Here is a 17,975-nt window from a genome sequence, read left to right as displayed (position 1 = left end):
GTCCATGTTCATCAAAGAAGATTCGTTTTAGCACGTTCGTCTCCATATCCTAACCTTACCAAAAACAAAAACGAGGCGGAAGCCCTGCCCACCCCAAAATTTTATAAATTCTATAATGTTAAAAAAGCCGGGACCCCCGGTCCCGACTTTCCCGTTAACGCTATGACGAACGATGTTCCCCAACTTCGATCCGCGCCATCGCTCTTTGCAGCGCCAGTTCGGCACGACGATGGTCGAACTCGTCCTTTTTGCTGGCAAGGCGGCGTTCCGCACGTTCTCTCGCAGCCTTTGCCCGGCTGAGATCGATTTCGTTGGATAATTCCGCGCTTTCCGCCAAAATAACGACCTTATCTTTGCCAACTTGAATAAAACCGCCGTGAACGGCCAGTTCTTCCACGTTACCGTCTTTTTTTACTCGAATCGGAGCAACTTTGAGCGGGGTTACTAAAGGTACATGTCCTGCCATGATCCCCAGTTCGCCTTCGACCCCTTTTACACTTACCATATCAACCTCTTTGGTGTATACGATGCGCTCCGGAGTGACAATTTCTAATAAAAAGGTGCTCATTTGGAGTCCTCCTAAAAGCTTTGCGCAGCAAAGCTATCTTCGTAAGCAACGACTTCGTTTTCCGCAGGAAAACTAGCTTCGTAAGCATCCGCCAAGCCTTGCGAAGCAAAGCTAACTTCGTAAGCAGCCACCATGCCAAGCATAGCGTCTTACTTCGAGTGCGGCCGATGTGCGTTCCATCACGAAACGCTTAACGTTGCGGCCGGCTTACAGCGTTTTTGCTTTCTCTACAGCTTCTTCAATCGTTCCTACATAACGGAAAGCTTCCTCAGGGAGCTCGTCGTGCTTGCCGTCCAAAATTTCTTTGAAGCTACGCACCGTTTCTTTAATCGGAACGTACTTCCCTTTCAAGCCCGTAAACGGTTCTGCGACATGGAACGGCTGCGACAAGAACAATTGAATTCTGCGCGCGCGCGAAACGGTGATTTTATCTTCTTCGGATAATTCGTCCATCCCGAGGATCGCGATAATATCTTGCAGTTCTTTGTAGCGTTGAAGAATTTTCTTCACGCCTTGCGCAGTTTGATAATGTTCTTCCCCGACAACGTCCGGCGAAAGAATGCGCGAGCTGGAAGCGAGCGGGTCAACCGCCGGGAAAATCCCCATCTCGGAAATTTTGCGGTCCAAGTTAGTCGTCGCGTCCAAATGCGCAAACGTCGTTGCCGGAGCAGGGTCCGTATAGTCGTCCGCAGGCACGTAGATCGCCTGAATGGAAGTAACCGAACCTTTCTTCGTCGAAGTGATCCGTTCTTGCAATTGGCCCATTTCCGTTGCCAGCGTAGGCTGGTAACCTACCGCGGACGGCATGCGTCCGAGCAAGGCGGATACTTCCGAGCCCGCTTGCGTGAAACGGAAAATATTATCGATAAACAGAAGTACGTCTTTACCTTCTTCATCGCGGAAATATTCGGCCATCGTCAGACCCGTCAACGCAACGCGCAGACGCGCGCCCGGCGGCTCGTTCATTTGCCCGAACACCATCGCCGTTTTGGAGATAACGCCCGTATCGGACATCTCGTGGTAAAGGTCGTTCCCTTCGCGCGTACGCTCGCCGACACCGGAGAATACGGAAATCCCGCCGTGCTCTTGCGCGATGTTGTTAATCAATTCTTGAATCGTTACCGTTTTGCCGACACCCGCGCCGCCGAACAGGCCGATCTTACCGCCTTTCGCGTACGGAGCCAGCAAGTCGATTACTTTAATTCCGGTTTCCAACATTTCCGCTTGCGTGGAAAGCTCGTCAAACTTCGGCGCTTCGCGGTGAATCGGCAATTTTACGCCTTCCGCCACGTCGCCCGCGTTGTCAATCGGTTCGCCCAATACGTTAAAAATGCGGCCCAACGTAGGAGCGCCGACCGGTACCGAAATCGCAGCGCCCAAATCGACCGCTTCCATGCCGCGAACAAGCCCGTCCGTCGACGACATCGCAATACAACGAACAATATTGTCGCCCAAGTGCAGAGCGGCTTCCACGGTCAGGTTAATGTCGGGCTCGCCTGCGGACTCGGCTTTTTTCTCAATTTTAATCGCGTTGAAAATTTCCGGCAGTTGATCACGTTCGAATTCAATATCGACAACCGGACCCATAATGGAAATAACGCGTCCTTTGTTCATTTTTTTCCCTCCTAAAGCTTCCGCGAGGAAGCTGACTTCTTAAGCATCCGCTTAAGTTCTGCACAGCAAAACTTGCCTGCAAGCCACCCGCGCGGGTTATCCTTGCGCGTTCGCACCGGCCACAATTTCCGAAATCTCTTGTGTAATCGCGGCTTGGCGCGCACGGTTGTATGTCAGAGTCAATTCGTTGATCATCTTCGAGGCGTTCTTCGTCGCGCTGCCCATGGCGGTCATCTTCGCGCCGAACTCGCTCGCCTTTCCGTCCAACAGCGCGCTGTAGATCAACGTTTCCGCATATTTCGGCAGCAACGTCTCAAGCACGGCTTCCGGAGACGGCTCGTATTCGTACGAAGCCTTCGCGCCCGCATCCGACTTCGATTCTTCTTTCATGTCTTCCAGCGGCAACAGCTGCTTTTGCACCGGAATTTGCGTAATCGCGTTCACGAACTGGTTATAGAACAAGTACAGTACGTCATACTGTTCTTCCTCAAAATATTTGACGGCTTTGTAAGAGATCGACTTAATATCCGCATACGTCGGGGAGTCGGGCAATTCCGTGACCGCTTCGACGACAGGCAAGCCTCTACGGCGGAAATAATCTCTTCCTTTGCGTCCAATCACAAACAATGCATATTCGTCGGAAGAGCGGTGATTCTGGGAAATGGTTTGCTGCAGCTTGCGAAGGATGTTCGCGTTGTAACCGCCGCAAAGCCCGCGGTCGGAGGTGATGATCAAGTAACCCGTTTTCTTGATCTCGCGTTTTTGCAGCATCGGATGTGTAATCCCTTGGGTCCCGGATGCAATGCTGTTTACGACCTCTTTCAGCTTATCCGCGTACGGACGGGACGCTTCCGCTTTCTCTTGCGCCTTTCTCAGCTTGGAAGCCGCCACCATCTCCATCGCTTTCGTAATTTGCTTCATATTTTGAACGCTCTTGATTTGGCGTTTAATGTCGCGCATTCCTTTTGCCATGATTTCACCTCTTTCGAACTTTGCGGGCAAAGCGTTCGTCTTCAGCGCATGCGCCTTATCGTTAAGCCCTGCCGACCGCAAAGTTAATACGGGATACCGAGCCGACTAAAAGCTCGGCTACAATCTATCGTTACGCCGAAACGCTAAATCCTTTTTTGAATTTCTCAATCGCTTCTTTCAAAGCGTTCTCGTTATCGGCAACCAGGTCTTTCGTATCGCGGATCGATTGCAAAATTTCCGGATGGTTCGAATCCAGGAAGGACAGGAACTCTTTCTCGAAACGAAGCACGTCGGCAACCGGAATTTCGTCCAAATACCCTTTCGTCGCCGTATACAGGCTCACGACCTGTTTCTCAACCGGCATCGGCTGGTTGACGCCTTGTTTCAGCACTTCCATCATCCGTTGACCGCGGTTCAAGCGGGCTAGCGTCGCTTTATCCAGGTCGGAACCGAATTGGGCAAAAGCTTGCAATTCGCGGAACGCGGCAAGGTCCAGACGCAGCGTACCGGCGACCTTCTTCATCGCCTTGATTTGCGCCGAGCCCCCTACGCGGGATACGGAAATACCGACGTTAACGGCAGGACGTTGGCCGGAATAGAACAAGTCGGATTCCAGGAAGATCTGTCCGTCCGTAATCGAAATAACGTTCGTCGGAATATAAGCGGATACGTCGGACGCCTGCGTCTCGATAAACGGAAGAGCCGTGATCGATCCGCCGCCGAGTTCGTCGCTTAATTTCGCCGCGCGCTCAAGCAAACGGGAGTGAAGATAGAATACGTCTCCAGGATAAGCTTCCCGGCCCGGAGGACGTTTCAGAAGCAAGGACAGCTCGCGGTAAGCGGCCGCTTGTTTGGACAAGTCGTCGTAAATGATTAAGGCATGCTCGCCTTTGTACATGAAGTATTCGGCCATCGCGCAGCCCGCATAAGGCGCCATGAACAGAAGCGGCGCAGGCTCGGATGCGGATGCCGTCACGACGATCGTGTAATCCAGCGCGCCGTTGCGGCGAAGCGTTTCAACCACTTGCGCAACCGTGGATTGCTTCTGGCCGATCGCAACGTAAATACATTTCACGCCGTTGCCTTTTTGGTTGATGATCGTATCGATGGCGATCGTCGTTTTACCGGTTTGGCGATCCCCGATGATCAATTCGCGTTGTCCGCGGCCGATCGGAACCATGGAGTCGATCGCTTTAATACCCGTTTGCATCGGTTCGTGAACCGATTTCCGTTCAATAACGCCGGGAGCGTTGCTCTCGACCGGACGGAATTCCGTCGTTGCAACCGGGCCTTTGCCGTCAACCGGGATACCTAACGGGTTAACGACGCGTCCGAGCAGCGCTTCGCCGACAGGCACTTCCATAATGCGGCCCGTCCGCTTTACTTGATCTCCTTCGCGAATGTCCGTATACGGTCCGAAAATAACGACACCTACGTTATCCTCTTCCAGGTTCAATGCCATACCTACGACTCCGTTGGAAAACTCGAGCAGTTCCCCCGCCATCGCATTCTCAAGCCCGTGGACGCGAGCGATTCCGTCACCGACATGGATGACCGTACCTACGTCTACAACTTGAATTTCCGATTTATATTTTTCAATTTGACTTTTAATCAGCGTGCTGATTTCATCAGGTTTGATACTCAATTCGCTTCACCCCTTACAGTGCTTGAGTTTTCAATGATTTTTCCATATGAGCAAGCTTGCCGGATATACTTCCGTCATACAGCCTGTCTCCGATCCGCACTTGAATGCCGCCGATAATGCTTTTATCGACTACATTTTGAACGCGAATTTTTTTGCCGACGAGTTTCCCGAATTGCTGCGCGATCAATTCCGATTCGGGCTGGCTGAGCGGATAAGCGGATACGACGCTCGCGTCCGCCTGACCGAGGGCTTCGCCGGAAATTTTGACATAAGCTTCCAACATCGCGTTAAGAAGATCATGTCTGCCTCTTTGAATCAATAGATTCACTGTATTCAAAACCGTCTCGCTCAATTTGCCGGAGAGCGCATTGTTCAGGACGTCCAGCTTGGCCGAGAGGTCGATATTCGGTGCCTTTAGAAACTTTTGCAAGTCCACGCTCTCGTTAACAACATCCACGATCAACTTCAATTCCTGCTCGGTTTGGGAGATGCTGTTCTTCTCTTGCGCCACTTGAAAAAGCGCTTTTGCGTATCGTTTCGCTACGACAATATCACGGCTCATTGCTTCTCCCCTACCTCTTTCAGGTAATGGTCAACCAATTCCTCTTGCGATTTCTCATCGATTTGCTTCTCGATAATTTTGGAAGCGATCATGACGGACATACCGCTGACTTGACTGCGAAGAGCGGTAACCGCCTTGTTCTTCTCGCTTTCGATTTCGCGAACGGCTTCGTCTTTCAGACGATTCGCCTCTTCTTTCGCCTGAGCGATAATTTCCTCGGCTTGCTTCGTGCTAGTCGTTTTAGATTGTTCGATAATTTCGTAAGCGTCTTTGCGGGCTTGCTGCAAAGCTTCTTTCTGCTCGGCGATCAAAGCTTCCGCTTGCTTACGGCTTTGTTCCGCTTCTTGAAGTTCGCCTAGTACGCGTTCTTTGCGTTTTTCCATAATGCTGAACAGCGGGCCGAATGCATATTTGTTAAGCAAAAAATAAAGTATTAAAAACGCGATGATCGTAAATACGGTGGAAGATGGTACGAAATTCAATCCCTGTCACTCCTTTCTGAGTGTGTTCAACCCCATGTCTATCATATCGTTAAGTCATTTATGATCTTACATTTATTCGGGCAATGCCATCCAACTAAAAGGAAGGCGTGGAGGGCAATGGCCTTCCCCGCCAAACCTTCGATCGGATATTAAGCTCCAATATAGAACAAGAAAGCAAGTACGACCGCGATAATCGGAACGGCCTCAACCATACCCATCGCGATAAACATCGTCGTACGAAGCGCGCCGGCGGCTTCAGGTTGACGAGCGATACCTTCAACCGTTTTGCTGCCAATCATACCGATACCGAAACCTGCGCCGACTGCGGCCAAACCAATTGCAATTGCTGCTGCTAAAAATGCCATCTTATTATATCCTCCTATGTTTTCAATATTTTATATTGTAGTCAAACCGATGAATCGGTCTGAATTACAGATGAATTCAACATCGCTTAATGGTCGTCGTGGCTTTCCAACGCTTGCGATAAATATACCATCGTCAAAATCGTGAATACGAAAGCTTGAATTCCCGAAATGAATAAACCAAACGCTTGCCAGATAATAATACCGGGAATCGCTGCAATTCCCGCGCTGACCAGAACGGTCATCAATACCTCTTTTGCGAATACGTTACCGAATAGCCGCATTCCATGCGTTACCAGCTTCGTAAATACTTCGACGAGGTGAATAGGGAAAAATAAGGGAGACGGTTCCAAATAGTGCTTAAAGTACGCTTTCGTATTCCGCGTCATACCCAGGAAATGCACTAGTACGAAAACCATAAACGCCAACCCCATCGTAACGGACATATCCGCCGTCGGCGACTTCCACCATACAAGCTCGTAATGAGGCTCTTTGCCTTTGGCAGCCAATTCGTCCATACGTTCTTGGCTTGTCGCCTTGATTTCCTGGCCGAATATCGTTTGGGGATCATGGCCTTCCGTAACGATCGAAAACGGTATACCCAACAGATTGCCGACAAAAACGAACAGTATAATCGTCATTCCTAACGATACGAATACTTTTCCTTTTTTGAAATCCATGGTACTGGATACCATATCTTTAATGAAATCGGCGCCCCATTCTAAAAAGCTTTGCAGTTTGCTCGGATTATCGACCGACAGATTGCGCGTAGCCAGTTTGGCAAAGACAAAAACGATTGTACAAGTAACAATCAGCATAATAACAATCGAGAGATCGATATCGATTCCGGCTACATTAATAATCGGAGCGTCATGCATGTTCTCACCCCTTTCCATGGAATAATTTTCATTTCCTTTTGTGTAAAAGAACAATACCAATGCCAGTAAATATGAGATGAACAGCAAACAAACTGACAATAGTAGAAATCACGTCGATTTGCTCCAGTTTATAAGCGGCAAGTACGACGAGCACGGACATCGCCGCACGGACCGCGAAACCGGTATGCTTGCGCTTGCCTTCAAGGGCGGCTTCCGTGAACATTCTTGTCCGGATCGCCAAATGAATCGAATTGAAAGCACTGACGCTTGTCCCTGCAATAACTCCTAAAATCAAGCTGCGATATTCCGGCAAAACAATCCAGAGCAACAAACAAAAGGCTAGAAAAAAGCAGGTGATCCTGATCAGCGCTTTTGTATGGAGAGCCAATTCATCCATCCTGCTCCTCCAATACTTTCCTTATTATGAGGAATACTGTCGTAAAACCGAGCAAAATCCCGAACAACACGCCAACCGCCGTCCAAAGGGCTTCGTTGCCAAGCCATCCGCCGAGCAGACGCCCTCCGTAAAAACCGAGAACGGTACATACCGCAATATCGGCTCCGATAGCGCTTACCAGGCCGGCGGCCTTCCAAATCTTGGCATGGTTCGTAGGTTCGCTCATTCGACACCAATCCTTACAATCCCAATTCATTGTACTTATAAAAAACATACTTTGTCAATTCAAATTAACTTTATTTATGCATGCCAAATAACACCGGAAACAGCGTCAAATCAAGCCTCCACAGCCTTAGAAACCGTACAGTACAACTGTATGCTAGTGACTTATGTCATAGACAGCCGATAATTTCCTAACTGTGAACTTTTTGTGAAAACGAATCCGGCCGTTCGTCGCTTTTTCCAAAATGATGCAATATCGCCTGAACGATCCTTTTGGACGCTTGTCCGTCGCCAAAAGGATTGGAAGCTTCGCTCATTCGCCCGTATAACGCCGCGTCCGTCAACAGCGCCTTCGTCCGTTCGTAGACGCGCTCCTCGTCCGTACCGACCAATTCCAGCGTACCCGCATCGATGCCTTCGGGACGTTCCGTCGTATCCCGCAATACCAGCACCGGCACCCCGAACGAAGGAGCTTCTTCCTGCAAGCCGCCGGAATCCGTCAAGATGAGATGCGTATGCGGATAAAAATTATGCAGTTCGACAACGTCGAGCGGGTCGATCAGTCTTATTCGGGGATGATCTCCCAAAATTTCATAGGCCGGCTGTTTCACCGCCGGACTCGGATGAACCGGATATACGATCGCGATATCTGCGAATTCGTCGGCGATCCGTTTCACCGCGCGGAAAATATTGCGGTGCGGCTCTCCCTGCGCTTCGCGCCGATGAGCCGTCATGAGAACCAATCTTTTGCCCTTCGCCCATTCCAGCACCGGATGGTTGTAATTGTGCTGTACAGTATATTGAAACACGTCGGTGACCGTGTTGCCTGTGACATACACCGTTGATTTATTTTTATTTTCCTTATATAAGTTGTCTGCGGCCAGATCGGTTGGCGCAAAATGCATGTCGGCAAGCACGCCCGTTAGCTGGCGGTTCATTTCCTCCGGATAAGGAGACAATTTATTCCACGTGCGCAATCCCGCTTCGACATGCCCCACCTTGATCTGCTGCAGGAAGGCGGCATAGCTGGCCAAGAACGTCGTAAGCGTATCGCCGTGCACCAGCACGACATCGGGCTTGGCTTCTTGCAAAACAGGCTCCAAGCCTCGCAACACGCGAATCGAAATTTCGTTAAGCGTTTGCTTTTCTTTCATGACGTCAAGATCATAGTCCGGCCTTATGCGGAAAACGTCCAGCACCTGGTCGAGCATCTGCCGATGCTGCGCCGTGACGCACACGAGCGATTCGATCCGCTCCGGATGCTTCTGCAATTCCAATACTAAAGGCGCCATCTTGATCGCTTCCGGACGAACGCCGAAAATCGTCATCACCTTAATTTTGCTCATCGTTTCCCCTCGTTTCCAGTCCATAATACGGGTTCAAAAAGCCGCTGTTCCGAGGATAGCGCGAGAGCGGCGCCCCGGAACAGGACGTTATGAACGATTTCTAACGCACTACTTCGTGCCGAACAATCTGTCTCCCGCGTCGCCTAAACCGGGAACGATATAGCCGTGATCGTTAAGACGCTCGTCCAACGCGGCGATGTAAATATCCACGTCCGGATGGGCCTTCTGCACGGCCTCGACTCCTTCAGGCGCAGCGATTAAACACATGAGCTTGATTTGCGTGCAGTTCCGGTTTTTCAGAACGTCGATCGCCGCGATCGCGGAACCGCCCGTCGCCAGCATCGGATCGATCACGATCAGTTCGCGCTCCTGGACGTCCGTCGGCAGCTTCACATAATATTCGACCGGCGTCAGCGTCTCCGGATCGCGAAACAATCCGATATGTCCCACTTTCGCGGCGGGTATCAATTTCAGCACGCCGTCCACCATGCCAAGCCCGGCCCGCAAGATCGGAATCAAGCCGAGCATGCGGCCGGAAATCACTTTGCTCTCCGTCGTCGTCACCGGCGTTTCGACGGTGATCGTCTCGAGCGGAATGTTTCTCGTAATCTCATATGCCATCAATGTCGCTACTTCATCCACCAGTTCGCGGAATTCTTTCGTGTTCGTCCGCGTGTCGCGTATAAAGGTCATCTTGTGTTGAATCAAAGGGTGATCGCAGATCACTAATTTACTCATACTATGTCTCCTTCGCTTGTCGAATGCTCACTTCGATTTCGCGCCGCCCCCGAACAGTGGGACGAAGCAAAATCTCATGCTGCTGCAGATTCTAGTTGAAATTTTGCATAGCTTTTTCTATTATATCACTCCATAAGTTCGACTGCACGCGATGCGGCATTTTTTTGTAAAATTCGACGCGATGGCGTCAGTTATGCAGCGAGCCGCATGGCGCGATAGGTTGGCGGCCGCGTAGCAGATCATATGGCACGATAGATAGCCGGCAGCGCCTTATCTCCTCCAGGAAAGTTCCGCTATTCCCCGCTTGTCGCTCCATTAGCCAGCATTGGTCTTACCGCCGATATTTAATCAGATTGCGGCCTGCTCGATGTGCGAGGCGCGTACCTGCGGCGTACCTGTGGCCTTCCCCCGTTTTCCCCTCCCCATAGGCTATCCAACCGGCACAATACTGCACAAAGTACAACATTTTCCGCTCCCTTCTCCGGTTTCCATAGGCTATATTGCATAAAATGCAGCATATCGAGCCGAAATGAGCAAAAATGGCGGGTTATCCTCGGAATATGCTGCACATTGTACAACATCCAGGCTCTCCCCACCGTATTTGGCGTCACAATATTGTATTTTGTACAACATACGATTACCCGATATGTGCCTTCTGCGACTTTATACGGCGACGAAGAATCGCAGCCAAAAAAACCGTTCCCCAACATGAGGAACGGTTCGATTCGCATCTTAATATTTCAAGTTCGGATAAAGCGGGTATTGTGCCGTAAGATCGCGCACGATGGAGCGCGCCTTGTCGAGCGTCGCTTCGTCCTTCGGATTTTTGAGCGTCATGCCGATCACTTTCGCGATCGTCTTCATCGCGGCTTCGTCCATGCCGCGCGACGTCGCCGCAGGCGTACCGACGCGGATGCCGCTCGTAACGAACGGGCTTGTCGGATCGAACGGAATCGCGTTCTTATTGGCCGTGATGCCGACGGAATCGAGCACATGCTCGGCGTCCTTCCCCGTAATGTTCACGCTGCGCGTGTCGATCAGCATCAAATGGTTGTCCGTGCCGCCGGATACGAGCGTCAGCCCTTCCGCAAGAAGGCCTTCCGCCAAAGCTTTGGCGTTGTTGACTACGTTTTGCGCGTACGTTTTGAAAGACGGCTGCAGCGCTTCGCCGAACGCAACGGCTTTCGAAGCGATGACATGCATCAGCGGTCCGCCTTGCGTGCCCGGGAATACCGCTTTATCGATCGCTTGCGCCCATGCCGACGTGCATAAAATCATGCCGCCGCGCGGCCCGCGCAACGTCTTGTGCGTCGTTGTCGTTACGAATTGGGCGTGAGGCACCGGATTCGGATGCAAATCTGCCGCTACCAAGCCTGCGATATGCGCCATGTCCACCATAAACAAGGCGCCTACGTCCCGGGCAATCGATCCGAGCGCCTCGAAATCGATGATGCGCGGATACGCGCTCGCGCCGGCCACGATCAGGCGAGGGCGATGCTTGAAGGCCGCTTTGCGCACTTCGTCGTAATCGATGCGGAACGTATTCTCGTTCACGCCGTACGCCGCGAAATTGTACAGCAAGCCGGAAGCGTTGACCGGACTGCCGTGCGTCAAATGGCCGCCATGCGCCAAATTCATGCCGAGCACCGTATCTCCCGGTTTCAGCGCTGCCAAGTAAACGGCCATATTCGCCTGCGCGCCGGAATGAGGCTGCACGTTGGCATGATCCGCGCCGAACAACTGCTTCGCGCGGTCGCGCGCGATATTTTCCACAATGTCGACATGCTCGCAGCCGCCGTAGTAGCGCTTGCCCGGATAGCCTTCCGCGTATTTATTCGTCAATACGGTACCCATCGCTTCCATGACCGCTTCGCTCACGATATTCTCGGACGCGATCAGTTCGATATTGTTGCGCTGGCGCTGGAGTTCCAGATCCATCGCTTTCAGCACTTCCGGATCCGCTTGTTTCAAATGTTCCGTCATGGTAAATCCTCCTTGAAATGATTAATTTATAAAAACTTTCCTTCGAAAAGGAATGTATCAGTGCGAGTTCAAAAAGTCGACTTTTCAGCACCGAGAAGGTTGCGAGAACCCGAAGCCCATGCTTCCGAAGCGAGTTTTGCTGCGCAAAACTTTCAGGAGGAGCGGAGTGTAGGCAAAACCTACATGAGCACCTGCAATGTTTCCGGAGGAAACATACTTCGTAAGCATACGCTCTTCGAGGGTGAACGCAAGATTCGATGTCGAGTCTGCTCCCAGTTCATCTTCGTGATCAAAAGGGGACTTTTTGAACAACCTCTATAAACGAATGACAGGCGACATCCGATCATTGCGCCATCGATCGCGCCCTTTACACGCAAGCGTCCGCATCGGGGCGCCGGTACACGGCCCGCTCGCCGCCGATCAATTTGGGCCGCGTATAAGCGGCCGTGACGCGCGCCGCGCCGATCTGGCGAACGGAAGGCCGCAGCGGTACGGCAACGCGCCGCAAGTGCATGCCGATCAGCGTCTCGCCGATATCGATGCCGGCATGGGCCTGAATCGTCTCGGCCAAACACGGATCGGCCATCCGACGGAAAGCGTAGGCGGCCATCGACCCGCCCGCTTTCGCCACCGGCACGGCGGACACTTCGTCAAGCCCGTAAGCGCCCAGTACGGCGCGTTCCACCACCAAAGCGCGGTTCAAATGCTCGCAGCATTGAAACGCCAGATGAAAGCCGATGTCGGCTTGCGCCCGCGCAAGCCCCGTATAAAGCGCGGCGGCAACCTCCTCCGTCCCGGACGTGCCGATATGCCGGCCCAGCACTTCGCTCGTGCTCGCGCCGATCACGACCAGCTGCCCTGCCCGCAAGTTGCCGGCCGACGCAAGTTCCCTTGCCACCGTTTCCGCTTGACCGGCATACGCATCGAATTCACTCACACCGAACACCCCTTTTTCGAATCGTATCGTTCCCGATTATGGATGCAGGCTGTATTTTTCTTCAAGCGCCTGTACTTTGCTTACCCGGCCGACATGTCTCTCGCCGCCGCTAAATTCGGTTTCAAGCCAGATGCGCACAATGTCCTCGGCGACGCCGGGGCCGATGACGCGCTCTCCCATCGCGAGCACGTTCGAATCGTTATGTTCGCGCGTCGCTTTGGCGGAGAACAAATCATGGACCAACGCGCAGCGGATGCCGGGAATTTTGTTGGCCGCGATGCTCATCCCGATTCCCGTCCCGCATATAAGTACGCCGCGATCGGCTTCGCCGGAAGCCACTTTCTCGCATACCGGCAGCGCGTAATCCGGATAATCTACCGAATCGGAGCAATGGCAGCCGAAATCCTCCACTTCATGACCTAACGAACGAATAACCGCAATAATACCGTCTTTCAAACGGACCCCCGCATGATCCGCACCAATTGCAATTTTCATAGCAGTTCCTCCTAAAAGTTTTGTGAGCGCTGCTTCTCGAAACGACTTCGTACTAAAAACTTGCTTCGGAAGCATACGCTTGTTTTGTAAGCAATACGTCTAGCCATTATTATACCTAAATGTGCGGAGAAAAACGAAAAAAAGAGCACGACGTGTCGAAAACACGCATTGCTCTTTGCCCAGGCGACCGGCCGTATATTCCGATGCTCCACCGTGGTTTCCCCCACATTTGTCGCCAGTTACATCGGAATTCCTTTTTGATATAGGTATCATAACGCATTTCCTATCGAAAAGCAATCCGCTAATCGACCGCGAAGCAAACAGAAGGCCGGCGGCCGTCACGCCTCCTCCTGTGCCAGCTTGTCCAGCAGCTTGTGAAGCGCCTCCTCGATCTCCGCCGCGCAGGCGCGATACGTCTCGAGCGAGCCGCCGAACGGATCGGAAATGTCGAAATTCGGGATGTTCCGCTGCAGTTCGGCCATTCGGGCGTGATCTTGCTCCGAGACCGATTCTCCGATCATTTTTTTCAAATGATACTCGGCGACGAGTTCCTCAAACTCTTTCAAGCCGGATAGAACGCGTTCGTCCGATTCGATATATTCTTTCAAAGTGAATGTCTTATCGACCGCTTCGGGATAGCTTTGCACCACATACCGCTTATGGCCGTTCGTCATCGTCAAGATCAATTCGGCCCAGCCGACTTCCTCTTTTGTGAGCGGCGTAGAAGCCCAGTCTTCGGCAATCTCATAGCTTCGCAACGTCTCCGCCGTATTCGGCGACATCTTCGCCCCTTTGAGGGCGGAGACGCCGGCGGAACGAACGTCCAGCTCCAATCCGCGCTCAGCCGCCTTGTGGCGCAATATAACTTCCGCGATCGGGCTGCGGCATGTATTGCCGGTGCATACGAATAAAATGTTTTTCACGTGCGTTCTCCTTTATGTCCAACAGATTTGTACCTTATCAAAATAAAAAAAGAAGTCCGAAAGTGAATAAAATAGCGCCTCCGACCGTCTCCCCGTATTCGCTGAGCCGGCGGCTGGCTTGTCTGCCGAGGAACAGGCCGATCATCGACATGATGCCCCCGCAAATGCCGAACGAGAGAACGGCGACAATCGGATCGACTTTGAACATGCCCAAAGACACGCCCACGGAGAAGGAATCGATGCTCACGCTTAACGAAAAAAGCAGCACGCCGACGGCGCTGCGGTGATCGAAAGAGCGTTTCTCCTCGCCCCGCATGGAACTGTAAATCATATGTCCTCCAAGCAAAAGCAGCAGCACCCCGGCTGCGGCGGTTGCCACGTGGCCGAGCAAATAGCCGACATACTGTCCCGTAAACAAGCCCATCAAAGGCATCATCATATGGAACAACGCTACAACGGAGCCGATGGTGGCGATATCGCGCAGGCGGATGCCCTTCAATCCGATGCCGATGCCCAGCGAGAACGCGTCCAATCCCAGCGCCACCGCCATAATAAAGATGGTAAACAATTCACCCCATTGAGCCGGTCCGTCCAACATAATCTCTCCCCTTGTCCATAGCGTCTTGTACACCATATGCGGACAAGTGTGGAAAGATTACTCGGCGTGAGAAAAATATAAGAAGGCGAGTTCATTAAAGTCCTATACTTCGACGATTCGGTGCCCCGCCGCTTTGACGAGCCGATTCATGACGGCAAGTCCGATCCCCTCTTCGGGGCACGCTTCGGCGAGGATGAAGCCGATGCCATGCTCGTCGAAGCTGCGCAGCGCGGCGTATAGCCGCTGCGCGGCCGTCTCCAAGGCGCGCAAGCTGCCGCAGGAGACGACCAGGTCGGCGCGATAGGCGCCCGCGTGCTCGTCGAAGGCGAGTACGCCGGTGCGTTCCCCGCGCCGCCGGGCCGCGTCCAGTTCGGCTTGGATCCAAGCCGATACGCGCTCGGGCGCGGCCCCTTTCACGATGCGCATGGCGCCGCGAGGCGCGTAATGCGCATATTTCATACCGGGGGAGCGCGGTGCGGGCTCCGCCGTTTGGTTGTCCGCCCGCGGCGCGTTCCGGCTTTGGACGGCGTCGCCGTCCCGGCCTGTGCGTTCCCGGGCGACCGCCTCTTCCGGGCGCGTATCGGACGCGGCGTCCAGCGCGGGCTCGAGCGTGACCTCGCCCGCGACTTCCCGCAGCTCGGCCGGCGTCACGCCGCCCGGGCGCAGCACATTGACGCGCTCGCCGATCAGCTCGACGACGGTCGATTCGAGGCCGACGCCGGTCGGCCCGCCGTCGACGATGCCGTCAATGCAGCCGGCGAGGTCTTCGCGCACATGCGCGGCGAGCGTCGGGCTCGGGCGTCCGGAGCGGTTCGCGCTCGGCGCCGCTACGGGACATCCCGCGGCCGCAATCAGCCGCAGCGCGACGTCATGCGCCGGCATCCGCACGGCGACGGTCGGCAGCCCCGCGGTGACGCGAGGCGAGACGGCGCCGGGGCGCGCCGGCAAGACAAGCGTTAGCGGGCCCGGCCAGAAGCGCGCCATCAATCGGCGCGCCGTCTCGCCGTACGGCAGCACCAATTCGTCCAGCTGCTCTCTGTCAGCGATATGAACGATAAGCGGATTGTCCGAAGGCCTTCCTTTGGCCTGGAAAATCCGCTCCACCGCCTGCGTATTGCGGGCGTCGGCTCCTAAACCGTACACCGTCTCGGTCGGAAAAGCGACCGTCCCGCCCGCCTCGATCATGGCCGCCGCTTCCCGAATCGCCGATTCGCTGTCGGCGGAAGCTCCGCTTGCAACGCTCCATAAGCGGGTATCTTTCTTCCTATTTTCTGTTCCAAACGCTTCGGTCGTATTATGGTTATTCATCCGTTTCTCAATTCCTTACTTCGCTCGCTAGTGCGTACTAATGAATGTTGCTGCTTCTCATTATGTACATTATAACACAATCGCCACCGCCGTTTTAGCTGCCCGGCATTCTACGTACAACGTTCCCGGCAAGGCAAGGGACGCGCTGCAAACGGATCGAGCAATGAACCGTCCCGCATCGCCCAACATCGCATCCTGGGCGACGCGCCTGCCGCCTTTATGCGAACAGGCCGGCGATAAAGTCGAACAAGCGCATGAGCCAATCCCATAAGAAGAAACGCACTTCCGTCTCGCCCGCCGCAGCGGCCGCGCCGACATTGATTCTCTCCGCGCCCTGCTCCGCTTTTCCGTTCGCTTTGACGCTCTTCGCATCCGTTTTGGCATCGGCATTCCCTTGTGCCGCTTGCTCCTGGCCGTCGCGGGATTTAGCGACCGCTTCGCCCGTTCCCGCATCGATAAAGCAGAGCGGAGGAAACAAGACGCACCACCAATTCTGTCCCTCGCCTTTGCCCAAAGTCACCCGTACCGCCTCGTAATCCCCGGCGGGATATACTTGATCGCCGTACATTTTTGTCGGAAACGGCACGTTGCCGAAATCGACCTGATAGCCGTAATCGATTTGTTTTGCTTCCAATTCCTCCGCCACAATCGCCTCAATTTCGGACAAATGCGTCGTTACGATCCGGCGCGCTTCTTCCAAACTTTGCGGTTCTTCAAGCTGTTCGACCCATGTATTCATTTGCGCGACAATCTTGTCGCGGATTTGCCTTTTCACTGCCTGATCGGCAGCGCTATCCGAGTTCGCCAAAATGCGCAGGCGAATCGATTCTTGCGGAATCGCGCCTTGCACAACCGCCGCATCCGTGCGGTTCAACTCCCAACTCATCATCATAGTAACCAAAGCGAATATAATAAAAGCGGCAAAAAGTCCCGATTTACGCAACATACCAAAACGCCTCCCTAGCAGCGCTATCATAGGATCGCCGTTCGATTATCGATGGTTCGAGCGGCTATGTATAAGTGCTGAAACTATAAGAGACTCATGAGTTCTATTGATCAGTATGCCCGTACGGGTGAAACTTAAACCTATCAATCTATTAAATTTTCTATCAAAAAAAGGGCCGCTGACTCCGCAGCGCCCCTTGTCATCATTTACCCAATCTCATTGTCGTCTGTTAACGCTTTTGCCTAGTAACCGTATGCATTCGAACGGTCGGCAAGCGTAACAATCATTTCTTCCTCTTCCTGAAAGTGATTCATCAGTACTAGATAAGCCTGTGCCAAATAAGAAGCCATCTCCGTCGCAGCTTCCGGCCGAATCGGCAGCACTGCACGATCCAGCGCCCCCAGAAAAGCCAATACGTACTGCTCGGCCAACTCATGGCCATGCTCCATCGCGCAAAACTGCTCGGGCTCTTCGCCGAAATACCAAGCGATCATCGGAAATAGCGTTTCATCTTCCCATCTGGCATGGGCGGCCAGTTCGCTCATATAGGATACAACCTTCTTTTTCAGACCGGTGATGATGTGAATCAGTTGCTCGTCATGCCGCTCCCGCACGATGGTCTGTGCAGCCTCGCGCAGTTCCATCAGCCCTTTCCGAAGGGCCGCATGCTCTTCCTTCAATCGGTCAACCGCCTCTTCCAAAAGATACAACGGGTGATTCAATATCTCTTCTCCAATGGTCAGTCCGGCATAAGTTTTCATCATGCATCCCTCCATAAATATGCTTTCGTCGCTTCCTTACATTAAGAGTATAGAAATACGGAAAAATCGTATGTGAATTAATTCACTTATCAATCGCATTACCCGGTACACTTTTGTGACATTTCTTTCACATTGCGCGACACCTATGCTCTCGGCACGATCCGGAGTTGGCAGCACTGTGACTCTTATCATTCGATTTGGGCTTGCATTCGGCTATGCTAGCAATAGGGAATGAAGA

General features: G+C 53.0%; 21 protein-coding genes and 1 riboswitch. All 21 genes read right to left on the bottom strand.

All coding sequences use genetic code 11. The features are described 5' to 3' along the window. Positions 1–160: 160 nt before the first annotated feature. On the bottom strand, positions 161–568 hold the full coding sequence (locus tag KQI79_RS06785; RefSeq protein ID WP_216537464.1) for a F0F1 ATP synthase subunit epsilon: 408 nt from the start codon (positions 566–568) through the stop codon (positions 161–163). Between the two features lie 11 nt (positions 569–579). Further along, complete coding sequence (locus KQI79_RS27965; RefSeq protein WP_290370007.1) at positions 580–711, bottom strand: hypothetical protein; 132 nt, start codon at positions 709–711, stop codon at positions 580–582. 64 nt (positions 712–775) lie between these two features. Beyond that, positions 776–2,182: a F0F1 ATP synthase subunit beta gene (atpD, locus tag KQI79_RS06780; RefSeq protein ID WP_216537463.1), complete on the bottom strand. Its 1,407-nt coding sequence runs from the start codon at positions 2,180–2,182 to the stop codon at positions 776–778. A gap of 96 nt (positions 2,183–2,278) precedes the next feature. Continuing rightward, positions 2,279–3,154, bottom strand: a complete 876-nt coding sequence (gene atpG / locus KQI79_RS06775) for an ATP synthase F1 subunit gamma (protein ID WP_216537462.1) — start codon at positions 3,152–3,154, stop codon at positions 2,279–2,281. Positions 3,155–3,284: 130 nt separating this feature from the next. Next, positions 3,285–4,799: a F0F1 ATP synthase subunit alpha gene (gene atpA, locus KQI79_RS06770; protein ID WP_216537461.1), complete on the bottom strand. Its 1,515-nt coding sequence runs from the start codon at positions 4,797–4,799 to the stop codon at positions 3,285–3,287. A 13-nt stretch (positions 4,800–4,812) separates the two neighbouring features. Beyond that, complete coding sequence (locus KQI79_RS06765) at positions 4,813–5,361, bottom strand: F0F1 ATP synthase subunit delta (RefSeq protein WP_216537460.1); 549 nt, start codon at positions 5,359–5,361, stop codon at positions 4,813–4,815. Continuing rightward, complete coding sequence (atpF, locus tag KQI79_RS06760) at positions 5,358–5,843, bottom strand: F0F1 ATP synthase subunit B (RefSeq protein ID WP_216537459.1); 486 nt, start codon at positions 5,841–5,843, stop codon at positions 5,358–5,360. The genes KQI79_RS06765 and atpF overlap by 4 nt, the downstream gene beginning before the upstream one ends. A 149-nt stretch (positions 5,844–5,992) precedes the next feature. Next, positions 5,993–6,208 (bottom strand): F0F1 ATP synthase subunit C, encoded by a 216-nt coding sequence (gene atpE / locus KQI79_RS06755; protein ID WP_216537458.1) that lies wholly within the window; start codon positions 6,206–6,208, stop codon positions 5,993–5,995. Positions 6,209–6,294: 86 nt separating this feature from the next. Then, on the bottom strand, positions 6,295–7,083 hold the full coding sequence (gene atpB / locus KQI79_RS06750; protein WP_216537457.1) for a F0F1 ATP synthase subunit A: 789 nt from the start codon (positions 7,081–7,083) through the stop codon (positions 6,295–6,297). Between the two features lie 28 nt (positions 7,084–7,111). Next, a complete protein-coding gene (locus KQI79_RS06745) occupies positions 7,112–7,480 on the bottom strand; it encodes an ATP synthase subunit I (RefSeq protein WP_216537456.1) in 369 nt (122 codons plus the stop codon). Further along, positions 7,473–7,706: an AtpZ/AtpI family protein gene (locus tag KQI79_RS06740; protein ID WP_216537455.1), complete on the bottom strand. Its 234-nt coding sequence runs from the start codon at positions 7,704–7,706 to the stop codon at positions 7,473–7,475. Before KQI79_RS06740 ends, KQI79_RS06745 begins: the two co-directional genes overlap by 8 nt. A 187-nt stretch (positions 7,707–7,893) precedes the next feature. Next, complete coding sequence (gene wecB, locus KQI79_RS06735; RefSeq protein WP_216537454.1) at positions 7,894–9,048, bottom strand: non-hydrolyzing UDP-N-acetylglucosamine 2-epimerase; 1,155 nt, start codon at positions 9,046–9,048, stop codon at positions 7,894–7,896. Positions 9,049–9,156: 108 nt separating this feature from the next. Continuing rightward, a complete protein-coding gene (gene upp, locus KQI79_RS06730) occupies positions 9,157–9,786 on the bottom strand; it encodes a uracil phosphoribosyltransferase (protein ID WP_216537453.1) in 630 nt (209 codons plus the stop codon). A gap of 732 nt (positions 9,787–10,518) precedes the next feature. Beyond that, positions 10,519–11,769, bottom strand: coding sequence for a serine hydroxymethyltransferase (locus KQI79_RS06725; RefSeq protein WP_216537452.1), 1,251 nt, complete (start codon positions 11,767–11,769; stop codon positions 10,519–10,521). Between the two features lie 367 nt (positions 11,770–12,136). Further along, the gene (locus tag KQI79_RS06720; protein ID WP_216537451.1) at positions 12,137–12,706 is read right to left on the bottom strand and encodes a TIGR01440 family protein; all 570 of its coding nucleotides are present in this window, start codon (positions 12,704–12,706) and stop codon (positions 12,137–12,139) included. A 36-nt stretch (positions 12,707–12,742) separates the two neighbouring features. Continuing rightward, positions 12,743–13,201: a ribose 5-phosphate isomerase B gene (rpiB, locus tag KQI79_RS06715; RefSeq protein WP_216537450.1), complete on the bottom strand. Its 459-nt coding sequence runs from the start codon at positions 13,199–13,201 to the stop codon at positions 12,743–12,745. 170 nt (positions 13,202–13,371) lie between these two features. After that, a riboswitch (ZMP/ZTP riboswitch) is annotated at positions 13,372–13,454 on the bottom strand. An 85-nt stretch (positions 13,455–13,539) separates the two neighbouring features. Then, entirely contained in the window at positions 13,540–14,124 is a 585-nt protein-coding gene (locus KQI79_RS06710) for a low molecular weight protein arginine phosphatase (protein WP_216537449.1), read from the bottom strand. Between the two features lie 37 nt (positions 14,125–14,161). Next, complete coding sequence (locus tag KQI79_RS06705) at positions 14,162–14,722, bottom strand: manganese efflux pump MntP (RefSeq protein WP_216537448.1); 561 nt, start codon at positions 14,720–14,722, stop codon at positions 14,162–14,164. Positions 14,723–14,824: 102 nt separating this feature from the next. Then, positions 14,825–16,030, bottom strand: coding sequence for an L-threonylcarbamoyladenylate synthase (locus KQI79_RS06700; RefSeq protein WP_216537447.1), 1,206 nt, complete (start codon positions 16,028–16,030; stop codon positions 14,825–14,827). Positions 16,031–16,247: 217 nt separating this feature from the next. Then, positions 16,248–16,976, bottom strand: coding sequence for a stage II sporulation protein R (gene spoIIR, locus KQI79_RS06695; RefSeq protein WP_216537446.1), 729 nt, complete (start codon positions 16,974–16,976; stop codon positions 16,248–16,250). 242 nt (positions 16,977–17,218) lie between these two features. Continuing rightward, on the bottom strand, positions 17,219–17,740 hold the full coding sequence (locus KQI79_RS06690; protein WP_230190899.1) for a hemerythrin domain-containing protein: 522 nt from the start codon (positions 17,738–17,740) through the stop codon (positions 17,219–17,221). Between the last annotated feature and the right edge of the window lie 235 nt (positions 17,741–17,975).

It is taken from the genome of Paenibacillus sp. MSJ-34, from assembly GCF_018918005.1.
Classification (GTDB): domain Bacteria; phylum Bacillota; class Bacilli; order Paenibacillales; family Paenibacillaceae; genus MSJ-34.
Note: the sequence above shows the minus strand (reverse complement) of the source record. Positions and strands in the feature narration are given on the sequence as shown.